Consider the following 21741-nt stretch of genomic DNA (forward strand, 5'->3'; position numbering starts at 1 on the left):
TAGATTTGCTAATATGCAGGTAGAATAGGTAAATGAAAGGTTACAAAGGTAGTGAAGTCGAAAACGCCATTTATATATTAAGGCATTTTTAGATATCGACGCTCCCTAATACTGATACTTTCTATAGTAATCGCAAATAATCAGAAAAAGTTAATCATAAAAAAACGTTGCTCATTTATAATAAGCAACGCTCTTATTTGACATCAGAACTAGACCAGCTAGATTATTTGTTGCGTAGCTTTATTAAGTGGCTTTATTACGTAGCGCAGTTAATAAGCGTTGATGAATACCTTCAAAACCGCCATTCGACATAATCACAATGGCGTCACCCGCTTTTGCGTGCATGTCGATATGCTTGATGATGGCATCGATACTAGAGAGTACTTGTTGATGACCCATGTTAGGATTTGCGCTATTGGCATTTTCAATGACTTCTTTTAAACCCCACTCCAGTCCTGTCGGTTCATACCATAAGGTATGATCGGCGAGAGCAGCAGACTCAGCCAAGCTGTCTTGATGAATGCCCATTTTCATGGTGTTACTACGTGGTTCAATAATCGCCCAAATGCGTCTGTCCGCCAGCTTCTTCTTGGCACCATCTAAAGTAGTAGTAATGGCTGTAGGATGATGGGCAAAATCATCAAAGACTAAGATATCATTGACATCGCCAATCAGCTCCATACGACGCTTGATACCAGCAAATGCTGATAACGCCGCGCACGCAGTTTTAACACTGACGCCGATGTTATAAGCCGCTGCGACAGCAACCAAGGCATTATTCACATTATGAATGCCGCTCATCGACCAGTCGACGACTCCCGTGGCTTCTTCATCAGCAATATCAGCCGCAAAACTAACCGCAAATTGACCACCATCTTCGCTGATAAGTTCAGCTTGCCAATCACTACTATCTTTTGAGTGCTCATCGATAGTATGGGTGGTATGTGGCGCTGAGCCCAGTACTGCGGTCCGCCAAACGGGTGTCCAAACCCCTTTCGCTAACGTCTCCTCTAAGCTGGCAGTCGCTGTGGGCATAATGATTTTGCCCGTACTTGGAATCATGCGCACCATATGATGGAATTGGGTCTGAATGGCCTCAAGATCCGCAAAAATATCCGCATGATCAAATTCTAGGTTATTTAAAATAGCCGTACGCGGACGGTAATGAACGAACTTTGAGCGCTTATCAAAAAATGCAGAATCATATTCATCCGCTTCGATAACGAAATAGCCAGTATTTACCGAATCGTCATTATCAATTTTGTCCGCACCCAAATAACTGCTGTGAGCGAAGACGTGCTGTAAATGCTCATCAGTGGTATTAACAAGTGGCACACCGCCGATTAAAAACCCAGTGTCGATACCCGCATAGTGCAATATCCAAGCGAGCATGGTCGTCGTCGTGGTTTTACCGTGAGTACCGGCAACGGCTATCACATGACGCGATTGTAATACCTGCTCAGATAAAAACTGTGGTCCTGATGTATAGCGTAGACCTGTGTCCAGCATATATTCGATGACATCCATACCGCGCTTCATGGCATTACCAACGACGACTAAATCTGGTGCTGGTTGTAAATGCTCTACCAGATAGCCTTGCTCAATGGTCACGCCCGCGTTTTCCAGTTGGGTGGACATCGGCGGATAAACGTTGGCATCTGAGCCCGTGACCGTATGTCCAAGCTCGCGCGCTAGCAATGCCAGTGAGCCCATAAAAGTACCACAAATACCAAGAATATGAATATGCATAGACGTTCCGTACGAGCTTAAATTAAAAGAATAAAAATGGAGCATTATCCCAAAAGTTACCGATATTAACCGTGGTGTATTCTAGGATACGCTCAACCTAATGATCATCAGTCTTGGCTATAATTAAAATATCATAAATGGTGACGGCGTTAACCGTGCTTCATGTACCAAACGTACTATTGACGCCAGCTTGCCTTATCTCTACTTTATATTGCTTCGACTCTATATTCTGTCACAAAAACAGCATAGGATCGCCAAATAGCAGCGTCGAAAACAAGCACTTATTGTAAAGTAAACACCGCATGATGACCAATAAAAAACGCCCAACAAGTAGGCGTTATTAAAAGGATGGTTTGGCTCATTGAGCATCACTATATTCAGAGCACCTAAAATTTAGAGCCTCTAAATGTTTATGCCGCTATTTTATTATTTGCGCGACAGGGTATAGTCATTGTTAGGTTTTTTATGTTCATCCATTAAGACAAGATGATTGTCTTGAATATGATACGCTTCAATGTTTTTGTCTTCATAGACAATCGTAATCATATCATTGTCTTGACGATAAACACCAGGCTCAAACAGGGGTGCATTCGGCATTTCGGGATTGTTATCTATACTGGTTTTTAGCACCGAACCATCAGCGAACAAATTCAATGTAATATCAGTGCTATCACAAGATTTACAGGGTACCATGCCACCATAATCGCCCATTAACGTGGCTTGTAATGTGCCATTACCCGGCTCTGAGCGTGTCAGCGATTGATGGGGATGTGCACCGTTACTCGATTGGGCAGCCGCAATCAGCGATTGTCCTTCTGACACTTTATCTAGCTCACTACCCGCATTTAATAGATTGGTCTCTGACAAGTTCTCTGCGCTAGCTTGTGCGCTGTTCTCTTCTACATGATCGATAGGGGCGACCTTAGTCGTCATACCTTTATCGCCGCTAGACGAGGTACTATCACAGCCGATGAGCAGCACACAGAGGGGCAGCGCTAGCAAACAACGACCACCGCGTTTGAGAATAGTCAGCGTGTTAGAACAAGTAGGCAAAAAATATATCATGGTCACACCAAAAAACAGTTTTTTAATAGTCATTCCAAATGATTATCGACACTATCGACAACTCAATACGTTGTCAAAAAGGAAAGATAATAGGAAGTATAAATGTTTAAATTAGAGTAGAAGACTACGAGACTACAAGTGCCATCTGAGGCTAGGCGGCGAGAAGAAGCTATCGGTAGCCTATCGCCAATCAGTCAACAGTGATGGATATTTAAAACGCTATTTTACCCATCAAAAGCAAATAAACTGTGTCAAGATATCAAAGGTTAAAGATATCTCTGTGGCCTTTTTGTTATGATAGGTTTAGCCATGAGCTAAGAATAATGGTTTAACATTGATAGATATGACGAACCAAAATTATCGGAGATATTTAATAGTGGCTCGTGAACGAACAGACGTTTAGTAATAAATACACCTGTTCGTTTGGAAAAATGGATATAGCAAAAACGAAGGATATAGCAAAAAGCAACGTAGGGGCTAATTCGCTATCAAGCAAGGCGGCTAGGGGCAACAGGTCGTAAAATGCGCCATAATATCAACCCGTGTACCACTAATAGCAGACTAAATAGAATCAAAGATTGTTCAGGAATACTCAGACCCATAAATGTCCACTCAACAGAGGCACATTCGCCAGAACCTGCAAAAACTTCTTTAAATACTTGCAAAATCGGTAGCGTATCTAACCAATAATCCAGCCCTGGACCACAAGAAGGTACTTGGTCGGCAGGTAGATGCTGTAGCCAAACATGACGTCCAGCCACGGCGGTCGCCCAACCGATACCTGCTAAGCTACCAAGCCACAATACCAGTCTAACTGCCTTAGATTTAGGGTTGAATAATGCCGCTATCAAAGCAAAACTGCCCATGATTATGAGGCCAATACGCTGAAAAATACACAGTGGGCAAGGCGAAAACCCCATATAGCGCTGTAAAAAAAACAGCGCAAAACTCATACCTATTACGGCTATTATCACCAAAAATATTTGCAAATTGCGGTAAGTGGTCAGCTTTAGCATCGGGCAGTTACTCTTATAAAGTAGTCATCTATACACATTAAGTGGCGGTCAGAATTTAGCAATCAAAACTCAGCAATCAAAGCTTAGCGATATTGCTGTAAAAATTCCATAAAATCTTCAGTTTCGGCTTTTTCAATCTCAGCTTGCTGTAATATCGATTTTTCTGCCAACACTTCATATTTGGCTTGGGTGTTTGGGCTAAGCGTTTGCTGTAATAAAGACTCACGATGCTGCTGCGCCAAGGTAAAGCCAAGCTGCCATAAGCTGCCTAAACGCTGACTATCAGAGTTTACTTGTGCTGAAATAGTCGATTCAGAATGTCCTGCTTTGCCTTGCATTAACGCGACTGCTGCACGGTAATCGTTGCCGCCATAATGCGCATCAAGTAGCGCGGCAAGTGGTTGCATACGTTCTAAATGCACCAGCATCCAGCTCTCAAGCAGTTGCTCTTCGCCGTTGTTTATAATGTGTAAGCCTTCGCGGCGACCTTCGTTTACCACGCGCTCAAGATTGATGGCTAAGGTCTCTTCTTCCTCAGGTAATAGATCAGGTGAGTCGCTCAGCAGACAGTACAGCGCCATGACCTCTAAGAAACAGGCGCTAGATAGACGAATACCGACATCGCTATAAGGATCTAGATCGATTGCACGGAACTCGACATAAGCGATACCACGGCGCTCTAATGCTTCGGTCGGTGTCTCGCCGCTCATCGCGATTTGTTTGGGACGAATAGGGCTATAGTATTCATTTTCTATTTGTAAAATATGATTGTTGATTTGGATAGGGTTGCCATCGGCATCATCCAAGCCAAGCTTGGCAAAGCTTTCGTGCGGAGTCTGAATCGCGCGGCGCAGTCCATCGACATACTCTGGCAGATAGTTATAACGAATATCGAGCTGTTCTTGTACACTATTGGTATAACCAAGCTTGCCCATACGTAGGCTGGTGGCAGCAGGCTTATAGTAGGTTGAGTCGTTTAGTAGCTCTAAATCATGCTCGCGACCAGCTAAGAAACAAGGACAAACGCTAGGGCTAGCACCCAGTAAATACAATACCAAACTGGTCAGACGCTTAAAGTTACGGATAAGCCCTAAGTACTTTTCGTTTTTAAATTCTGTCAGCGTTTGCACTTGTGCAGCAGGTATTTCAGCTTGCCAGACTTCAAATAATCCATCACCAAAAGACAAGTTATAATGTAAACCTGCAATCGTTTGCATGCGCCGACCATAGCGGATACCAAGCCCGCTACGGTATAGCGTCTTGAGCTTACCTGTATTAGAGCTGCCATAATCAGCCAGTGGGATGTCTTCATCATTCGATGACAGCATACAAGGCATAGACAGCGGCCACATCAGCTCACCCTCAGGCATGGCTTGATGGACCAATACATGCAACTGACGCAGCATGTTTAGCGTCTCTTTTGGTGAGGTTTTGGGGTCAGTAATTAGCTCAAGTAGGCTTTCTGAATAATCAGTTGTGATAAACGGATGGGTGAGCTTTGAGCCAAGTTTGGCTGGATGCGGTGTCTGAGCCAAGTAGCCATCGGGTCTTACGCGCAGCCCTTCTTTTTCGATACCGCGGAGCATGCCCGTTAAATGCTTGCTATCAAACCAATTAGGAATGTCAAAATTCACAAAGCTACTCGCAAAATTACTCATAATAGTCATCTATTGTTATTTATTATGGCGGCACAAAACACGACTGGCGTTTGACCATAATGAAGGTAAATATTGGATTAAGAATGCCGTCAGTTTAGCTCAAAGCTGCCCTGAAAACCACGGACAATTACAAATACGATAAGCTTTACAGGCGCTCATTCATCTTGATTTTAATAGGTATTTCAATAAAAAATTTTATGAACAGCGCGTTACTGTTTTCTAAAAAACGCATAAAACAAGAAGCATCTACCTACGAGATAGATGCTTCAAAAGTACGACGTTAAGCGGTTTATGATAGCGTTGACTAACGAGGAAGGTATCTTGATCAAAAGTCATGCGTCTCGCCAACTTAAATAGAGAAGGATGAGCCACAGCCACACGTGGTGGTGGCATTTGGATTGGTGACGATAAAGCGTGCGCCCTCTAACCCTTCAGTATAGTCAACGGTAGAGCCTTGTAAATACTGATAGCTTAGTGAATCGACGACCAAGGTTACATCGTCATTGTCAAAATTGGCATCGTCTTCATTCAGCTCATTGGCGAAGTTAAAGCCGTAAGAAAAACCTGAGCAGCCGCCGCCCGTCACATAGACACGCAACATCAGATCGCTGTCGCCTTCTTCTTCACGTAGACGTCGCACCTTTTGTGCGGCGCTATCGGTTAAGCTTAAAACAGTTGGGTCTACTGGCTGGCTGGCGCTTGGATTAAATTGGTTGGCTGATTCGTTCATATCTACCTCAGTTGCTAGGATCAAATGCGGTCGTCCAGTTAGGGTTTGCAATGAAATAGTTGCAAATAAAGATACGCACGGCGTTTGATTCAATTGGGTGCTGTTATTATGGCGCTGCTATTGGTATGACTAATGGCGCATTATAAATATGATATCTGTGTCATTACAACGATTTGGTTGATAACGGGCACTTATCTCATCGCAGTATATCATAATGGGGGTATTGATTCGTTTGTCAAGCGTGACGCTACTGGCTGAAGGTGGCTGATTGATACTAGCAGTTATTATCCCCATAAACTCATGCTAAGAGAAAGACTTTTTGTGCGAATAAACACTTGGTTTTGAAATAGTTATTTAATCGTTTGCCTATGAGGCAAGCGTTTGAAATAATAGCCGCCAGTTAACATGCCAGATGTGTGTTTTTTATTGCCTTATATTTTATATTACTGTTGAGTTGAAGAGATTATATGATCGAATTTAAAGACGTTGGTGTTCGCCGTGATGGTCGTGAGTTGTTTGCAGGGGCAAGCTTCCAGCTACATCCGGGCCACAAAGTTGGCTTGACGGGCAACAACGGCACCGGCAAATCCACCTTATTTGCCTTATTGTTGACGCGAATGGGCAGAGGAGATACCGAGGTCACGCTTGATAGAGGTGAAGTCAGTATTCCTGATAGCTGGCATGTGGCACACATGGCTCAGGAAGTCGGCGCTACGACGCAGTCTGCAATCGATTATGTATTGAGCGGTGATGAGCAGTGGTATGAGATTAATGCTTCTTTGAATGATTTGAGTAGCGTCAGTGATGAGCAGATCGGGATATTGCATCAGCAGTTTGATGAAATTGATGGCTATCGTACGCCGACTAAAGCGGCACAAATTATGGCAGGTCTTGGTTTTAATACCAGCCAGCATGAATTGCCCGTAGAAGGGTTTTCGGGTGGTTGGCGCATGCGTCTAAACCTTGCCAAAACCTTGATGAGCCGTGCGGACTTAATGTTACTCGATGAGCCGACCAACCATTTGGATTTGGATGCGATTTTGTGGCTTGAGACTTGGATCAATGCCTATACTGGTCTGGTTATCGTCATCTCGCATGACCAAGCCTTTTTAGATGCCACGGTTGGTCATATCTTGCATGTCGAACAACAAAAAATCACCCTTTATACCGGTAACTATCAGCAATTTATCCGCACCCGTCACGAGCGTATGGCGCAGCAGCAGCAAGCGTTTGAAAAACAAGAAGCGACTAAAGCACACTTGGATGACTTTATTCGTCGTTTCCGTGCTAAAGCCAGTAAAGCTAAGCAAGCACAAAGCCGTATCAAGCAGCTTGAGCGCATGGCTGAGCTGTCACCGATGATGGCGGACAACCCGTTCTCTTTCCGCTTTTATGAGCCAGCAAATATGAGCTCACCACTGATTGAGCTGACCAAAGCGGATATTGGCTATAGCGATACGCCACTTCTATATAATGCCAATGTGCAAGTAACGCCGGATACGCGTCTTGGCTTGCTAGGTATGAATGGCGCAGGTAAATCAACACTGATTAAAGCACTGGTCGGCGAGCTTGGCGTATTAACAGGGACGTATCGTGTTTCGGATACCCTAAAATTAGGCTACTTCAACCAGCATCAAATGGATATCTTGGATGCCAAAGCCACGCCGATAGAGATGTTGCGTCGTCTAGCCGGTAAAACCTCTGATGCGATGCTACGCTCATTTTTAGGCAGTTTTGACTTCCGCGGTGAGCGTATTGATACGCCGAGTGAGCTATTCTCTGGGGGCGAGCGTGCGCGTTTGACGCTGGCATTGATTGTTTGGCAACGTCCCAACGTTCTGGTACTCGATGAGCCGACCAACCATTTGGACTTACAAATGCGCCAAGCGTTGACCATCGCCTTGCAAGGATTTGAGGGGGCAGTGGTACTGGTTTCGCATGATCGTGAGTTGATTGCCAACGTCTGTGATGAGCTGTTTTTGGTACATGATGGTCAAATCGAGGAGTTCGATGGTGACATCAGCGACTACGGTAAGTGGTTGGCAGAGAAGCGTAAACAAGAGAACTCATCAGATAAAAGTACCAGTAAGAAGAAAAGTAAAAAAGAGAGTAAGAAATTCGTTTCACGTGAAACAGATAATGGTCAAGTGAATAATAAAGCACCTGATAATTCATCAAAAAGTAAAGCGACGACGCCTACGCTTAGTAAAGATGCGCAGCGCAAATTGGCGGCTGAACAACGCAAACTCACCGCGCCTATTCGCCGTGAGATAGAAGAGATAGAAAAAGCATTGGCTAAAATTGATGGACAGCTCGTGACGCTTGAAGAAAAACTGGCTGATACGGATTTATATGAAGAAGGTCGCAAGTCTGATTTGCTGTTATTACTTAACGAGCAAACGGCATTGCAGCAGCAGCACAGTGACAATGAAGAAAAACTATTGCTTTTGATGACGACATTAGAAGAAATGGAAGTGGGTTTTGAGTAGAGAGCTGTTCGCTATAGTAAATAGTAAATAACAGGTTTTGATTGTTTTTTAAGCTATTTTCACTTGATAAAGACAGTCAAAAAAAAGGGAGAGCGCTGGCTCTCCCTTTTTTATTACGTTATTCCTTACGGTATTTACCATCACCATAAGACAGTATTTCCATTGTGGTCGTACATAACTGACAGTTTATTTGACCAGCAGCGGCTTTCGATAAATCCAAAATACGACCCCGAATGAAAGGGCCTCTATCGGTAATTTTTACGATTACACTCTGCTTTGTCTTCTTGTTGGTCACTTGTACCTTCGTACCAAACGGCAACGTGCGATGCGCAGCGGTCAAAGAGTTCATGTTGAAGATACTACCACTAGCAGTGCGTTTACCGTGGAACTGACTACCGTAATAACTGGTGTTTCCAGCAAAAACGGTGGTACTCAGCAATAGTGATAATGTGATAACCAAAGACTTGATTAAATAAGACATTTAATACCTTTAAGCAATTTATAAAATAGACAGATATACTTGCCTATGTTATTCATACTCCCTATGAGTACAAATATTATATTCATTTTACAACACATACTTTGTCATATTCTTACGGTTCTGTAAAAGAACTACCAAGGTCAAAACGCTCATTTCTGCACGCTAGCTACTAAATACCAGTGATTTATATGTAATTGTTTTAAATAATGATTTACATTGTTAATGGGGTTTTTGGCTTGACTCTCTATTTTTTCATTAGGGCGAGTGTTAAATTGATATGACGTCTGTGGTTCTCAAAGAATAATAATGTCAGAATCATAGAGAAACACATCACTACCGTGGCACAAGTGAATAACAATGTATTAAGTGCCTCAAACAACCTAAACACTGCTGTTGTTCAGCACTATTACTGGTAATATTTGTATAACGGTATTGAATTTTTATATTACTATCATTATTAGATAGACTATCGTTACCACCTGTTATGTCGCAGTTGAATAAATTTCCGTACCATATCGTTTAAAATGGGCATACCAGTATCATTAACATGCTTTTATGTTGAGGACAAAAACATGGCAGAGAAAAATTACTATGACATTTTAGGGGTCAAAAAAGACGCGTCAGCTGCAGATATTAAAAAAAGATACCGTAAGCTTGTCCGTCAATATCACCCTGATGTGAGCGATGATCCAGATGCAGATAATAAGATTGCTGAGATTAATAATGCTTACGAAACCATTAGAGATAAAGAAAAGCGTGCCGAATATGACGCCATGCTAGACAATCCCTTTGCTGGTCAAAGTGGTGGTTTTGGTGGTCAATCTGCAAGTGGCGGGCAAGGCGGCTATCGCTGGGAAGATATCAAAGATCAGTTCGGTGAAGGTGAAGCTTATGGCGATGGTGGCTTCCGCTTCGATGATATCTTTTCGGCATTTGGTCGCGGTGCACGTGGTTCAGCGGGTGGACAATCACAGCGTGGTGGTTTTGGCTCGCAAGATAGCAAAGGTCAAGATCAACATGCAGAGATTACGGTTGATTTGGCGTCCGTTTATAACGGCGATGACTACAGCATTAAGTTGAATGTCCCTATTCGTCAACCGAATGGCAGTGTCGAGTATGACAACAAAACGCTGAAAATTAAAATCCCTAAAGGCATTACTGATGGCAAGCAAATTCGCCTAGCAGGGCAAGGTGCCGCTGGTATTGGTGGCGGTAAAAACGGCGATTTATTTTTAAAAGTAAAAATCCGTCATGCAGACAATATCCGTATCGAAGGCGCTGATGTTTATCAAACCGTCAATATAGCGCCATGGGAAGCGGCGTTGGGTGAAAAAATCAACGTCAGTACACCAGCTGGTACGCTTGCTGTGACTGTGCCTAAGAACAGTAAGTCTGGCAGCAATTTACGCCTAAAAGGTAAAGGTATCCCTGCTAAGCAAGCGGGTGATTTGTATCTAACCTTAAACATCGTGAACCCTGATATCAGCACTGAGGCTGCGACCCAAGCTTATGAGCAACTAAAACAAGCCTTTGCCGATATCAATATTAGTCGTTAATGGCCGCCAAAAATTACTCACATTGAAACACTGTAATAGAGATGAAGACCATACGATAACGATGAAATAAAGAGCAAACGAGGATAATAGCTATGAAACACTCGCCTGAATTTACCGACATTATCATGAGCTTGGATGAGCTGGTATCTGCCTGTGGCCAAGAGCGCCAATGGGTCATCGAATTGATTGAAGAGGACATCATCGAATATGATGTGCCGGAACGTGAGCAGTTCACTGGTTATCAGCTGACGACAGTGCGCCGCGCCTCGCGCCTTAGCCGCGACTTTGAAGCCAGTGTTCCTGCGATTGGCTTGATACTTGAGTTATTGGATGAGCTCGAACAATTACGCCAATTTAAACGCCAATTAGACATGCAGACACCAGTGATTGAAATTGAAATCGATCCTTTAAAATAATTTTTTCCCCTTTAGTCAGTACATAAAAAATCAGCACAAAAAAAGGGTCTCTAAAATGAGACCCTTTTTTTGCAAATAATATATTTAGCGTTTAACGCGCATATTTTGGATCAGCTGCTGCGGTAAACAGTACATCCGTTGAAGAGTTCAACGCCGTTTCTGCTGAATCCTGTATCACACCAATGATAAAGCCAATCGCAACCACTTGCATGGCGATATCGTTTGGAATGCTAAATAAGCTCGCTGCCAATGGAATTAAAAGTAATGAACCACCAGCGACACCAGAGGCACCGCAGGCACTAATGGTTGCAACCAAACTGAGTAGCAGTGCTGAGGCAAAGGTCACTTCAATACCGAGTGTATGCGCGGCTGCAAGCGTTAAGACGTTAATCGTAATCGCCGCGCCGGCCATATTAATGGTCGCACCTAGTGGAATCGTCACCGAATAAGTATCTTCGTGTAGACCCAATTTGCGGGCAAGGTTCATATTGACGGGAATGTTGGCAGCCGAGCTACGCGTAAAGAATGCGGTAATCCCTGACTCACGCAAGCATTTGAATACTAGCGGATAAGGGTTTTTGCCGGTTTTGATCAGTACAATAATAGGGTTAGCAATCAAAGCGATAAATAGCATACAACCAACCAGTACCATCAAGATACGCGCATAACCTGCCAAAGCCGCAAAGCCTGTCTCAGCGACGGTGTTGGCGACCAAACCCAAGATACCAAAAGGTGCTAGGGCAATGACCCACTTCACCACTTGGGAGATGGCGTCAGAAAAATCACCGACCACAGCGCGTGTGGTATCACTGGCTTGGCGCAGTGCGAAACCGATGATAATTGCCCACGCTAAAATACCAATATAGTTGGCTTCAGCGATGGCATTAACTGGGTTTGCGACCAGATTTAGTAGTAGATTGGTCAGTACTTCTTTGAGGTTGGCTGGTGGGACTTGCTCAATTGTGGCGTTGACCAATACCAGTTCTGTTGGAAATAAAAAGCTCGCACCGACAGCAGTCAGTGCGGCTAAAAAAGTGCCAAACATATACATGATAAGCACAGGCTTGACGTAAACTTCATTACCGCTGCGATGTTGGCTAATGGCCGCCATGACCAACACAAATACCAGTATCGGTGCAACGGCTTTTAGTGCTCCTACAAATAAGGTACCCAATAATCCTAAGGCAATACCGATATCTGGTGCCAACCAACCTATCAATACTCCCGCTATCAAACCGATAATAATAAGTGGTACTAGACCAATGCGCTTATACATCGCAAAAAATGAATACATCCTTACCCCGACAATCTAATGAATAATGAAAGAGAACAAGCCATTTTATGTTTTTTGCTTTACTAGTCTCATACTCATATACAGGTAAGATTCGTAAAACAGAATAAAAATGGGTAAATTATAACCAAAAAAAGGGCAGTTAAGCCCTTTTTTTATTTTTATACCTATCAATTAAGGTGATTGGTTTGTTATGGTCGTCTTTAACACACCCAACATTAGCGTGCATATTTTGGATCAGCAGCGGCAGTAAACAAGACGTCTGTTGATGAGTTCAATGCGGTCTCTGCGGAGTCTTGCAGCACACTAATAATAAAGCCAATAGCCACCACTTGTAGCGCAATATCATCAGGAATATTGAATAAACTGGCCGCCAAAGGAATGAGTAGTAATGAGCCACCAGCGACGCCAGAGGTGCCGCCAGCACTGATTGTAGCGACTATACTTAGCAGTAATGCTGAGCCAAAGGTCACTTCAATACCGAGTGTATTCGCGGCTGCAAGGGTTAACACATTAATAGTAATAGCGGCACCTGCCATATTAATAGTGGCGCCTAATGGCAGGGTGACTGAATAAGTATTTTCATGTAACCCTAATTTGCTAGCAAGGTTCATATTGATAGGAATGTTGGCAGCAGAGCTACGGGTAAAAAACGCAGTAATACCAGATTCGCGTAAGCAGGTGAATACCAGTGGATAAGGGTTTTTACCCGTTTTTAAGTATACGAGGAGAGGGTTAGTCACCAAAGCAATAAACAACATACAGCCTATCAGTACTAGCAAAATTCGTGCATAGCCCAATAACGCAGCAAAGCCAGTATCAGCGACGGTATTGGCGACTAATCCCAAAATACCAAAAGGTGCTAGCGCGATGACCCATTTGACTACTTTTGAGATGGCATCTGCAATGTCATTGACAGTGCTGCGAGTCGTCTCGCCAGCTTGTCGTAGCGCAATGCCGATGATAACGGCCCAAGCTAATATACCGATATAATTAGCATTGGCTAGGGCAGCAACTGGATTGGCGACGAGACTGAGTAATAAATTGTTCAATACTTCTTTTAAGTTTGCTGGCGGTACTTGCTCGATGGTCGCATTCACTAACGTCAATTCGGTTGGGAACAAAAAGCTGGCACCAACAGCGACCAAAGCGGCTATAAAAGTGCCTATCAGATATAAAAACAGCACCGGTTTTACATAGACCTTATTACCGCTACGATGTTGACAGATAGCTGCCATCACTAAAAAAAACACCAGTATCGGGGCAACGGCTTTTAGGGCACCTACGAACAGAGTCCCCAAAATCCCTAAGGCAATACCCACACTTGGCGCCAGCCATCCTATCAAAGTACCTAGTACTAAGCCGATAACAATCAGCGTTACCAATCCGATTCGTTGGTACATCGCTATTAATGAATGCATTTTTACCCCTTTAGTCCATTTGGAAATAAATATTAGCTTAACAATCGTTAGCTTAACGACCGAAGGATGTTAGCATTTTTTGTGATGAGCGCCTACTGACAGATTTTATGAAGCAGTAGGCAATAACTTACTTATAAGCCTCTAAGAATTTTAAAAGTCGACATTTAAGCACAAAAAAACGCCATGACTGGCGTTTGATTTTGTAATAGAAGATTAAACTTTGAAATGGGTAAGCTCATAGCCGAGTTGCTGGTAATGCTTATATTTAGCGCGTCCTGCCTCAGTGCTGACTGTATCAGGTTTGATAAGCTCTAAAATACGAGTTGGCAATGTATTGCTGGTAGCATTTATATAGTCATTAACGGGACGTATCGTAGTATTGAGTACGATCCCTTTAAAATCGGCTGGCATATAGCTGGCAAGCAACACTGGTGCTAATAATTGATTATTAATATCAGTATTAGCAACATCCATATCAGCGCCTTCTGTATTAGAATCTAAAAGGCGTTGATGTGGTATAAAGCTCGTATCGTCTTGTGCCCAAAGCGCTTTATCAAGCTCACCAATTAACGTTTCATCCTCAGCAAGGATTAATAACGACTGGCTGCTTTTATTAAGCGCCGTCTGGGTCAGCTGACAAATAAAGCCCAAGAAATCTTGAGCTTTATTCTCAGTTAATACATAAAAGCTAACTTTCATAAAGTGGTTTTCATTGAATGGTGATTCATCAATAGATTATGCCATATTTGCGCTATTTTTTAGGTATTGCATGAATAATGGCACAGGGCGACCAGTTGCGGCTTTGTCTTGACCTGAAATCCATGCCGTACCAGCGATGTCTAAATGCGCCCATGCTTGACCTTCTTCGATGAAGCGCGATAAGAAACAGGCAGCAGTCACAGCGCCAGCGCCTTTACCACCGATATTTTGAATATCAGCGATAGGCGAGTCAATCTGCGCTTGATATTCGTCATCCATCGGCATGTGCCAGATAAGGTCGCCTGATAAGTTACTGGCGTTTTCTAAGTCAAACAACACGTCTTCGTCATTACTAAAGACTGCCGAGCGTACATGACCCAATGCAACCACACAAGCACCAGTCAAGGTTGCGACATCAATGATGGCTTTTGGCTGATAATACTTCTGCACGTAGCACAAGGTATCACACAATACTAAACGACCTTCAGCATCAGTATTTAGGATTTCAACTGACTTACCGTTCATTGCTCTGATGATATCGCCTGGACGCGTCGCCTCTCCTGATGGCATATTTTCAGCACAAGCGAGTGCACCGACAACATTGATAGGTAGACGCGCTTCGCATAGCGCTTTTAGAGTACCGAGTACCGCAGCAGAACCGCCCATATCAAATTTCATCTCATCCATCGCCGCACCCGGCTTGATTGAGATACCACCTGAATCGAAGGTAACACCTTTACCGACTAAGACGATAGGCGCATCATTATTTGCAGCATTGGCATTGTCTTCGCTATTCTGTTCAGCATTTTTAGCGGCTTTTTTGCTAGCAGCTTTGGTTGGTAATTTATCAGCCAAGGCTTTGAGACCGCCAGCTACTTTTGCGCTGTTGGTAATGGTTTTGTTAGTATCACCATCAGTATTGACGCTAAAATTAGACTTGCCACGATACTCCATCAGTACCAGTTTGCCTTCTTTGGTAGAGCCTTGCGCGACCGATAAGAAGCAGTTCATACCCAGTGCTGACATCTCGTCTTCGCCAAGTACCGTTACTTTTAATAGGTCAGGATAAGTGGCTGCCAATTCCTGTGCTTGCTCAGCCATATATGCTGGGAAACAGATATTACCCGGCTCATTGGCAACATCACGGGTCAAGCTTTGACCAGTAAAGACCGCTTGTGCAAAGTCTAATGAGTCTTCTAAAGACGACTCTGCCAGTAAGTAGATATCCGTTAAAACAGGTGTTTGCTGCTCAGATTTGTACTTGTCAAAACGATAGCTTGCTGCCAGTAGGCTCAGCGCAAATTGGCTAAACTGGTTTTCTTCTAAGCTATCGCCCAGCGCAACAGTGATAGAATTGACGCGTTTTTGGGTGCTCTTATAAATGGTATTGGCAATTTTTTCTAGAACGCTATGACGCAATTTATCAACATTACCCACACCGACCAATAAGAGCTGTACTGGGTTTTCTTTGGTGGTTTTCTTATCACCCGCTAGCGCATAGTCAGCAACCGTTTCACAAGCTTTGCCGTTAAAGTGTGATACTTCAATCAATTGCTCAATGCGGGTTTGATAATCGCTCAAGACTGACTCAGCTAAGATATTTTTCTTATCATCAATTAAGACGACAAGGCAGGCCGCGTCTTTACTTTTCGCTTCTTTTTTGAGGATTTTTTGCGTATGGGTTTTTGGCAGTGTTTGGGTTAATTTAATATTCATATATTTATCCTTATTGGGGTTATGACATTATAGTTATGACGTTAACGCTATGAAAATGGCAGATTTTTTTAATTGCTGATACCTGTTAAATTATCAGATTGTTTGGCCAGTCAAGCAATCGCAATAGTGTAGCATATTGCGAGGTGAGTGCGCAGTGAGCAAGGTTTAGGTCATGGGTTCGAACTGCTTATTAGCTATTAACTAACTCATCGGTTGCTACTAAAGCGGCAAATCTATCTTGAAGTGCAGCCATCGCACTGTCATGCACAGTACTAGCTGTTATGACTTGTCCTGCAACACTAGGCAGATCGCGCGTGGCACAAGCATCATGACACACGAAATTTTCAAAACCCAAATCAAAGGCTGCTCTGACGCTTGAGCTGACGCACATATGGCTCATAAAGCCTGCAAAAATAATTTGCTGTTTTTGCGCAGCTGAAATAAGTGCTTGCAGCTGGGTATCATGGAACGCATTGGGATTTTTTTTGACGATGACGGTTTCGCTATCCTTTGGTTGTAATTCAGCGATAATCTCGACGTTAGATGATAGAGGATCAAAAACGTTGCCATTATCTGCGCCGTGATGGGCGATATGGAAGACAGGAGCGTTCTGTTTACGAGCTTTGTCTAGCAATAGTCGCGCATTTGCAATGGCGTTCGTACCAGCTTGCCCCAATGGCATCGCCCCATCGACATATTCGTTTTGATAGTCAATAAAAACCACGGCGCAATTTGACCAATCGAGCGTATCAAATTGACCGCCAGCAAGTTCAAGTAAAGTAGAAGGGGTAGAACCGAGTTTATTTGTCATTAATATTCTCCATTGGGCGAGCTAATTAGGAATTTTTAGTTTTCTCAGTTTAACAAGTAATCCTAATGGTGCGAGGGCAGTGATACGAATGACACACAAAGGTTTCCAAATGACATCAAGTAAAAAGGTCGTGCAAAGACTTAATAAAAAGGCTTCTTAGATAAGACAAACTAATGAGTTAAATGCTCGTTATCCTTTTCATATCTTATCTATTATTAGTGAGCCATACAGCGTTATAGCAAGATGGACGCAATGTTTGCAAACACATTTCACAGCCATTTTTGAGCAAAATATGCTAGGATTAGCGGTTATCTTTATCGCTAATTTTTACAGCATGTCGCTAACCCGTCTCGCAGATGTTTTCATATCTTTTGCCGTTGCTTTTAGGGCTGTTTAAGTATCTGATTGAGCAGCACGGTCTTGTATTTCTATGGTTCAGTTATCGGTATCAGCTATTGTATTTAGAGCTATCCATAATTGTCAGTGTTTGCCAATAAAGCTGCGATAAATCGTGCGACTATCAACCTTTTTAAAAGAGTGCCCATTGTGATATTACGCCGCTATATGACTCAACAAGTTGCCTCAACGACCGCATTGGTTTTGGGGTTTTTAGTGGTGATGATGCTGGGCGGTCGTTTGATCCGTTACTTTGGTATTGCCGCAGAAGGCAATCTAGATATCAGCTTGTTATTTACCATCATTGGTTATAATTTGCCGTACTTTTTAGAGCTTATCCTGCCATTAGCATTTTTTATCGCTCTAATGCTGGTATTCGGGCGGCTGTATGTCGATCAAGAAATGGCGGTGATTAATGCCAGTGGGGTGTCGCGTGGTAAACTTGCCCGTTTGATGACGCCGTTAATATTGGCGTTGTTCGTTGGTGAAGCGGCTTTATCTATCGTTGGTAAACCGTGGGGCGTACGCTCATCAGAAAGTGTCTGGCAACAGCAGGCATTGACCAGCGCTTTTGATTTAATTCGTCCCAATGAATTTATTAGTAGTGGCAATTATCATTTGTATGTGGGCAGCTTGAGCGATGATAAAAAGCAATTGCAAGATGTGATATTGATTCAATCTGAGCCTGAAAAAAAGGGCAGTGCCGCTAAAAATAACACTGCTAAAGAGGCTGCTGTCGATGTTAAAAACACCATCGATCCCGAAACAGCTGAGCAATTAAATATTTCAGACATACCAAATATGCCAACGGCGATTACTAATAATACCAACATCAGCAAAGATACTATTACGTTGGCTAAGCGTGCCGAGCAAGTAGACACGGGTAATAGCGGTGTGACCCAATTGGACTTGTTCCAAGGGCGTCGTTATGAAGTCGGTGCTGGCAGTCTGAAATACAATCAAGTGGGCTTTGATCGTTACCGCATTACTTTGACAGAATCCTCAAAAGAAGTCATCACCGAAGATAATATCGAAACGCAAGCGATTGGACCATTATGGCAAGCCGCGACGGGTGGTACGGCAAGTAGTGGCAACTCGCTGCGTGTGGCACAAAGTGAGCTTGGCTATCGTCTAGCATTGCCGTGGTTGATGATCATTGCACCAATGCTCGCTGTACCACTGGCGCAAGTACGTCCGCGCCAAGGTCGCTGGTTACGCCTATTTCCTTCGATTTTATTGTTTGTCAGCTGTGCGCTGGGTATTATTTCACTTAAAAATGCTGTTAGCAAAGGCAGCGTGAGCGTTTGGGCATATGCGTGGCTCATTTTGGGATTTATGGCATTGGCGCTTTATATGAATTGGGGTAGCCGTGTGCAGCATCGATTACGTTTTCGCAAACCGAAGAACACGCCTTTAACGGTTGCCGATCATCAGAGCAGTGGCTCACAAGGAGGGCAGTCCTAATGAGTGTCTTATCTTCTAAACCGTCCAATCCTGACTCGCAAAACGCTCATGCTAAGCACGCTCGCAAACCTGCCAAACTAAAAGTGCTTAGCCGTTACGTCAAGCTGAACGCTTTGCTCGCAATCGTCGGAGCTGTTATAGGCTTGTGGGCATTACAGCTGGTATTCTCTTATTTGTCTGAGCTGGATTCGTTAGATGATAGCTATACGATGGGCGAGGCGATTAAGTATATTTTTTATCGCTCGCCTTATTTTTTAGAGCAATTTATTCCCACTGGCGCATTGCTAGGTGCAGTGGTCGGCTTGGGCTTGCTTGCCAATAAAAGTGAGCTGGTCGTGATGCGTGCCGCTGGCGTCAGCGTTTATCGTATCGTCGGTTGGGTATTGCAGCCTGCTTTGATTTTTGTGTTGCTCGCATTGATTATCAATCAGTTCGTGCTGCCGCACTCTAATCAATTGGCAAAAGAAATCAACGATGAAGACAGCAGTTCATTAGTCACATCGGTACGCGGTTATTGGACGTTGCAGCCACGCTTTGAGAGTACAAAAGACGGCAGTGCCAAGCCAGATGGTAGCGATATTTTGTATATCGACTATGCTGATGTGCAAGGCAATATCGGCGAAGTCAAACGTTGGCATTTAGACAATAATGGCAATCTGCAAACGGCCATTCACGCTGAGGGTGGTAAATATATTGGTCGTGAACCTGTTAATCCTGCCAGCAGCAAACCGAGCGAGCAATATCGCTATGAGTGGCAGCTGAACAACATGACCAAGCTGATGATTAACCAAGGCTTTGAGAGTAGCCAAGCCATCTCACCGTCAGATACCTTAAGCCTGCCCTTTGCCCCTGAATCGGTATATCTGCTTACCCGTAAGGCAGAGGATTTATCATTGACTCAGCTGTATGAGCATCGTCAATTTATGCGCCAACAAGGCACACGCTCGTTAAGTCATGAGCTGGCTTTTTGGCAAAAACTGCTCTCACCGCTATCGATTTTATCGCTGGTGATTGTTGCCTGCTCATTCGTCTTTGGCTCACTGCGGACGCATAGCTTAGGCTTGCGTATCGTCGTAGCATTATTGTTTGGCTTGCTGTTTAGTTATGTGCAAGACTTGGTTGGCTTTGTCTCATTGGCGACTGGATTTTCGCCATTATTAATGGTGATATTACCGATTATCGCCAGTGCGATATTGGGTGGCTATTTGCTTAAACGGCAGATGTAATTTTAGAAATTTAGCCATAAAAAAAGCCCGCTAGATCATGACGATTTAGCGGGCTTTTTGTTTACGCAGCTTTTAATACATAAGCTTTTAAAGCTTAGTCTTTGGTCGCCATGGTAATGGTATAAGTTTTACCTTGTTTGATCTTTTCGCTGTTGCCAAACACTTCGGTAAACGAGCGCTTCATAAACTGACGCAAGCCATTGATCGTCACCACGTAAAAACGCCCACCTTTACGCATGCGTGCATAAGCATCGAGGAAATACAGATAATGCTGCTCCTTACCTACTTTGGCTGGTAAGTTCGACATCACAAGGCTAAAGTCTTTGTCTTTTGCTACGTGATTGAAGCCATTTGATAAATGCACATCGACGTTTTTTAGACCGTTTTTCTCACAATTTAGGCGGGCATATTCGACTGCCATAAAATCTTTATCAATCAAAGTATGCAGGCCGTTTGGACATTCACGCGCTGCCGTCATACCGAGTACGCCGTAACCACAGCCCAAATCGATCGAGTCATCGTCCGCTTCAAAATCAATATAATCAAGCAGCATCAAGCTACCATCATCAAGCTTTTGCGGTGAAAAAATACCCCACGTGGTCGCAAAATCAAATGGCTTACCCAGTACGTCTTGGCGAAAATTAATGTCTTCGCGCCAATGTTGGGCGTTTTTTAATAGGTCAGCAGGTGGTCTATGGCTCATGAGATTCTCGGATAATGGATAAGTAAAAGGCGGTGCATTGCTCAGTTATGCAGCGTGCACATCATACGCGTATTGTAACGAGAAAAGAGGGAGTTTGCAGTATGTTGTAAGAATTATAGCGATGTTTGAATAAGAGCAGGGTATACCTTGCATCTCTCAATCAAGATAATATTTATCATTAGTACACTTATACTAAGCGTGTCTTACGATTGGATAAACGATTAATTTTAAAACCCAAAATTGGACAGTTCTTTCTTATGTTCTTTTAGCACTTGCGCAACGAAGTCAGGGTCAACTTTTAAGAACAGTTCAATAACATCATGAATTCTCCAATAATTATCTTCTGGATTCTTAATTATGATTTGAAGATGTTCTTTTAGTAATGGAATATATTCAACAAAGTCTTTTTTGCTTACCAGTCTGAACAATCCTGCGATTTGGAAAGATTGCATATTAGATGCTTTAATAATAATAGATATAGGATTACAGATCGCTTTTCTTGCTTGTTCTCCTTTACCTATATCTGATCGATTTGCCCAATAGCTAATAAATGCATATAGAACGTGTTTATAAGTCTCATCATATCCATGTAGACGATGTTGTATCATACCTCGTAGCTTATTCTCTACCAGCAATTTTTCTAAAATATGGAAGCCTTTTTCAACACCCCAAGAAGTTAATAATCGTGCTGCCTGAAAAACGATATAATCATCCTCATGTACTAAAAGAGTTTTAACCTTTTCGATACGCTCAAGAGGTAAGTCCTCAAGGTCTATATCTTCAGGCAACTCTGTATAATCAACATTGGACGGAATATCACGTAGTAATGAGTTAATGTAAGCTTCAGTCATTGT

General features: G+C 43.2%; 18 protein-coding genes. 5 read left to right on the plus strand and 13 right to left on the minus strand.

The genetic code is table 11. The features are described from left to right. Positions 1-243: 243 nt before the first annotated feature. The 5 genes from mpl to erpA all read right to left on the minus strand — a co-directional run bounded on the left by mpl (position 244) and on the right by erpA (position 6218). The gene (gene mpl, locus Q6344_00240; GenBank protein WLG13824.1) at positions 244-1749 is read right to left on the minus strand and encodes a UDP-N-acetylmuramate:L-alanyl-gamma-D-glutamyl-meso-diaminopimelate ligase; all 1506 of its coding nucleotides are present in this window, start codon (positions 1747-1749) and stop codon (positions 244-246) included. A 426-nt stretch (positions 1750-2175) separates the two neighbouring features. After that, positions 2176-2814 carry a copper resistance protein NlpE N-terminal domain-containing protein gene (locus Q6344_00245; GenBank protein ID WLG13825.1) on the minus strand — a complete coding sequence of 213 codons (639 nt, stop codon included), beginning with the start codon at positions 2812-2814 and terminating at the stop codon, positions 2176-2178. A 488-nt stretch (positions 2815-3302) separates the two neighbouring features. After that, positions 3303-3830, minus strand: a complete 528-nt coding sequence (locus tag Q6344_00250) for a disulfide bond formation protein B (protein WLG13826.1) — start codon at positions 3828-3830, stop codon at positions 3303-3305. Positions 3831-3913: 83 nt separating this feature from the next. Beyond that, positions 3914-5488, minus strand: a complete 1575-nt coding sequence (gene gshA / locus Q6344_00255) for a glutamate--cysteine ligase (protein ID WLG13827.1) — start codon at positions 5486-5488, stop codon at positions 3914-3916. Positions 5489-5837: 349 nt separating this feature from the next. Beyond that, positions 5838-6218 carry an iron-sulfur cluster insertion protein ErpA gene (gene erpA / locus Q6344_00260; GenBank protein ID WLG13828.1) on the minus strand — a complete coding sequence of 127 codons (381 nt, stop codon included), beginning with the start codon at positions 6216-6218 and terminating at the stop codon, positions 5838-5840. Positions 6219-6685: 467 nt separating this feature from the next. On the opposite strand from erpA, the gene Q6344_00265 reads away from it, so the two are divergent. Beyond that, positions 6686-8707, plus strand: a complete 2022-nt coding sequence (locus Q6344_00265) for an ATP-binding cassette domain-containing protein (GenBank protein WLG13829.1) — start codon at positions 6686-6688, stop codon at positions 8705-8707. 118 nt (positions 8708-8825) lie between these two features. On the opposite strand, the gene Q6344_00270 is transcribed toward Q6344_00265, so the two are convergent. Continuing rightward, positions 8826-9188: a septal ring lytic transglycosylase RlpA family protein gene (locus Q6344_00270; GenBank protein ID WLG13830.1), complete on the minus strand. Its 363-nt coding sequence runs from the start codon at positions 9186-9188 to the stop codon at positions 8826-8828. 572 nt (positions 9189-9760) lie between these two features. Here Q6344_00270 and Q6344_00275 point away from each other — a divergent pair. Both Q6344_00275 and Q6344_00280 read left to right on the plus strand, forming a co-directional pair. Beyond that, the gene (locus tag Q6344_00275) at positions 9761-10744 is read left to right on the plus strand and encodes a DnaJ C-terminal domain-containing protein (protein ID WLG13831.1); all 984 of its coding nucleotides are present in this window, start codon (positions 9761-9763) and stop codon (positions 10742-10744) included. Positions 10745-10836: 92 nt separating this feature from the next. Continuing rightward, positions 10837-11160 carry a chaperone modulator CbpM gene (locus Q6344_00280; GenBank protein WLG13832.1) on the plus strand — a complete coding sequence of 108 codons (324 nt, stop codon included), beginning with the start codon at positions 10837-10839 and terminating at the stop codon, positions 11158-11160. A gap of 91 nt (positions 11161-11251) precedes the next feature. Here Q6344_00280 and sstT (Q6344_00285) read toward each other — a convergent pair whose 3' ends face one another. From sstT (Q6344_00285) to Q6344_00305, 5 genes are all read right to left on the minus strand, one after another. Then, positions 11252-12454, minus strand: a complete 1203-nt coding sequence (gene sstT / locus Q6344_00285) for a serine/threonine transporter SstT (protein ID WLG13833.1) — start codon at positions 12452-12454, stop codon at positions 11252-11254. Between the two features lie 215 nt (positions 12455-12669). Then, positions 12670-13872 carry a serine/threonine transporter SstT gene (gene sstT / locus Q6344_00290; protein WLG13834.1) on the minus strand — a complete coding sequence of 401 codons (1203 nt, stop codon included), beginning with the start codon at positions 13870-13872 and terminating at the stop codon, positions 12670-12672. A 213-nt stretch (positions 13873-14085) separates the two neighbouring features. After that, positions 14086-14571: a DNA polymerase III subunit chi gene (locus tag Q6344_00295; GenBank protein ID WLG13835.1), complete on the minus strand. Its 486-nt coding sequence runs from the start codon at positions 14569-14571 to the stop codon at positions 14086-14088. Between the two features lie 36 nt (positions 14572-14607). Then, positions 14608-16287, minus strand: coding sequence for a leucyl aminopeptidase (locus Q6344_00300; GenBank protein ID WLG13836.1), 1680 nt, complete (start codon positions 16285-16287; stop codon positions 14608-14610). A gap of 190 nt (positions 16288-16477) precedes the next feature. Continuing rightward, positions 16478-17098: a cysteine hydrolase family protein gene (locus Q6344_00305; GenBank protein WLG13837.1), complete on the minus strand. Its 621-nt coding sequence runs from the start codon at positions 17096-17098 to the stop codon at positions 16478-16480. A gap of 564 nt (positions 17099-17662) precedes the next feature. Between Q6344_00305 and lptF the strand changes: the two genes are divergently transcribed. Continuing rightward, positions 17663-18958 carry an LPS export ABC transporter permease LptF gene (gene lptF, locus Q6344_00310; GenBank protein ID WLG13838.1) on the plus strand — a complete coding sequence of 432 codons (1296 nt, stop codon included), beginning with the start codon at positions 17663-17665 and terminating at the stop codon, positions 18956-18958. Next, positions 18958-20184 carry an LPS export ABC transporter permease LptG gene (gene lptG / locus Q6344_00315; protein WLG13839.1) on the plus strand — a complete coding sequence of 409 codons (1227 nt, stop codon included), beginning with the start codon at positions 18958-18960 and terminating at the stop codon, positions 20182-20184. The genes lptF and lptG overlap by 1 nt, the downstream gene beginning before the upstream one ends. Before the next feature lie 94 nt (positions 20185-20278). Here lptG and Q6344_00320 read toward each other — a convergent pair whose 3' ends face one another. Then, on the minus strand, positions 20279-20887 hold the full coding sequence (locus Q6344_00320) for a methyltransferase (protein ID WLG13840.1): 609 nt from the start codon (positions 20885-20887) through the stop codon (positions 20279-20281). 227 nt (positions 20888-21114) lie between these two features. After that, the gene (locus tag Q6344_00325; GenBank protein ID WLG13841.1) at positions 21115-21738 is read right to left on the minus strand and encodes a hypothetical protein; all 624 of its coding nucleotides are present in this window, start codon (positions 21736-21738) and stop codon (positions 21115-21117) included. Between the last annotated feature and the right edge of the window lie 3 nt (positions 21739-21741).

Origin of the sequence: Psychrobacter cibarius (genome assembly GCA_030686115.1) — a bacterium.
Lineage (GTDB): Bacteria > Pseudomonadota > Gammaproteobacteria > Pseudomonadales > Moraxellaceae > Psychrobacter > Psychrobacter cibarius_C.

Excerpts from the sequence above, each read along its gene's own strand:
- mpl (WLG13824.1), bottom strand. The coding sequence starts at position 1,749 with ATGCATATTCATATTCTTGGTATTTGTGGTACTTTTATGGGCTCACTG.
- Q6344_00245 (WLG13825.1), bottom strand. The coding sequence starts at position 2,814 with ATGATATATTTTTTGCCTACTTGTTCTAACACGCTGACTATTCTCAAA.
- Q6344_00250 (WLG13826.1), bottom strand. The coding sequence starts at position 3,830 with ATGCTAAAGCTGACCACTTACCGCAATTTGCAAATATTTTTGGTGATA.
- gshA (WLG13827.1), bottom strand. The coding sequence starts at position 5,488 with ATGAGTAATTTTGCGAGTAGCTTTGTGAATTTTGACATTCCTAATTGG.
- erpA (WLG13828.1), bottom strand. The coding sequence starts at position 6,218 with ATGAACGAATCAGCCAACCAATTTAATCCAAGCGCCAGCCAGCCAGTA.
- Q6344_00265 (WLG13829.1), top strand. The coding sequence starts at position 6,686 with ATGATCGAATTTAAAGACGTTGGTGTTCGCCGTGATGGTCGTGAGTTG.
- Q6344_00270 (WLG13830.1), bottom strand. The coding sequence starts at position 9,188 with ATGTCTTATTTAATCAAGTCTTTGGTTATCACATTATCACTATTGCTG.
- Q6344_00275 (WLG13831.1), top strand. The coding sequence starts at position 9,761 with ATGGCAGAGAAAAATTACTATGACATTTTAGGGGTCAAAAAAGACGCG.
- Q6344_00280 (WLG13832.1), top strand. The coding sequence starts at position 10,837 with ATGAAACACTCGCCTGAATTTACCGACATTATCATGAGCTTGGATGAG.
- sstT (WLG13833.1), bottom strand. The coding sequence starts at position 12,454 with ATGTATTCATTTTTTGCGATGTATAAGCGCATTGGTCTAGTACCACTT.
- sstT (WLG13834.1), bottom strand. The coding sequence starts at position 13,872 with ATGCATTCATTAATAGCGATGTACCAACGAATCGGATTGGTAACGCTG.
- Q6344_00295 (WLG13835.1), bottom strand. The coding sequence starts at position 14,571 with ATGAAAGTTAGCTTTTATGTATTAACTGAGAATAAAGCTCAAGATTTC.
- Q6344_00300 (WLG13836.1), bottom strand. The coding sequence starts at position 16,287 with ATGAATATTAAATTAACCCAAACACTGCCAAAAACCCATACGCAAAAA.
- Q6344_00305 (WLG13837.1), bottom strand. The coding sequence starts at position 17,098 with ATGACAAATAAACTCGGTTCTACCCCTTCTACTTTACTTGAACTTGCT.
- lptF (WLG13838.1), top strand. The coding sequence starts at position 17,663 with ATGACTCAACAAGTTGCCTCAACGACCGCATTGGTTTTGGGGTTTTTA.
- lptG (WLG13839.1), top strand. The coding sequence starts at position 18,958 with ATGAGTGTCTTATCTTCTAAACCGTCCAATCCTGACTCGCAAAACGCT.
- Q6344_00320 (WLG13840.1), bottom strand. The coding sequence starts at position 20,887 with ATGAGCCATAGACCACCTGCTGACCTATTAAAAAACGCCCAACATTGG.
- Q6344_00325 (WLG13841.1), bottom strand. The coding sequence starts at position 21,738 with ATGACTGAAGCTTACATTAACTCATTACTACGTGATATTCCGTCCAAT.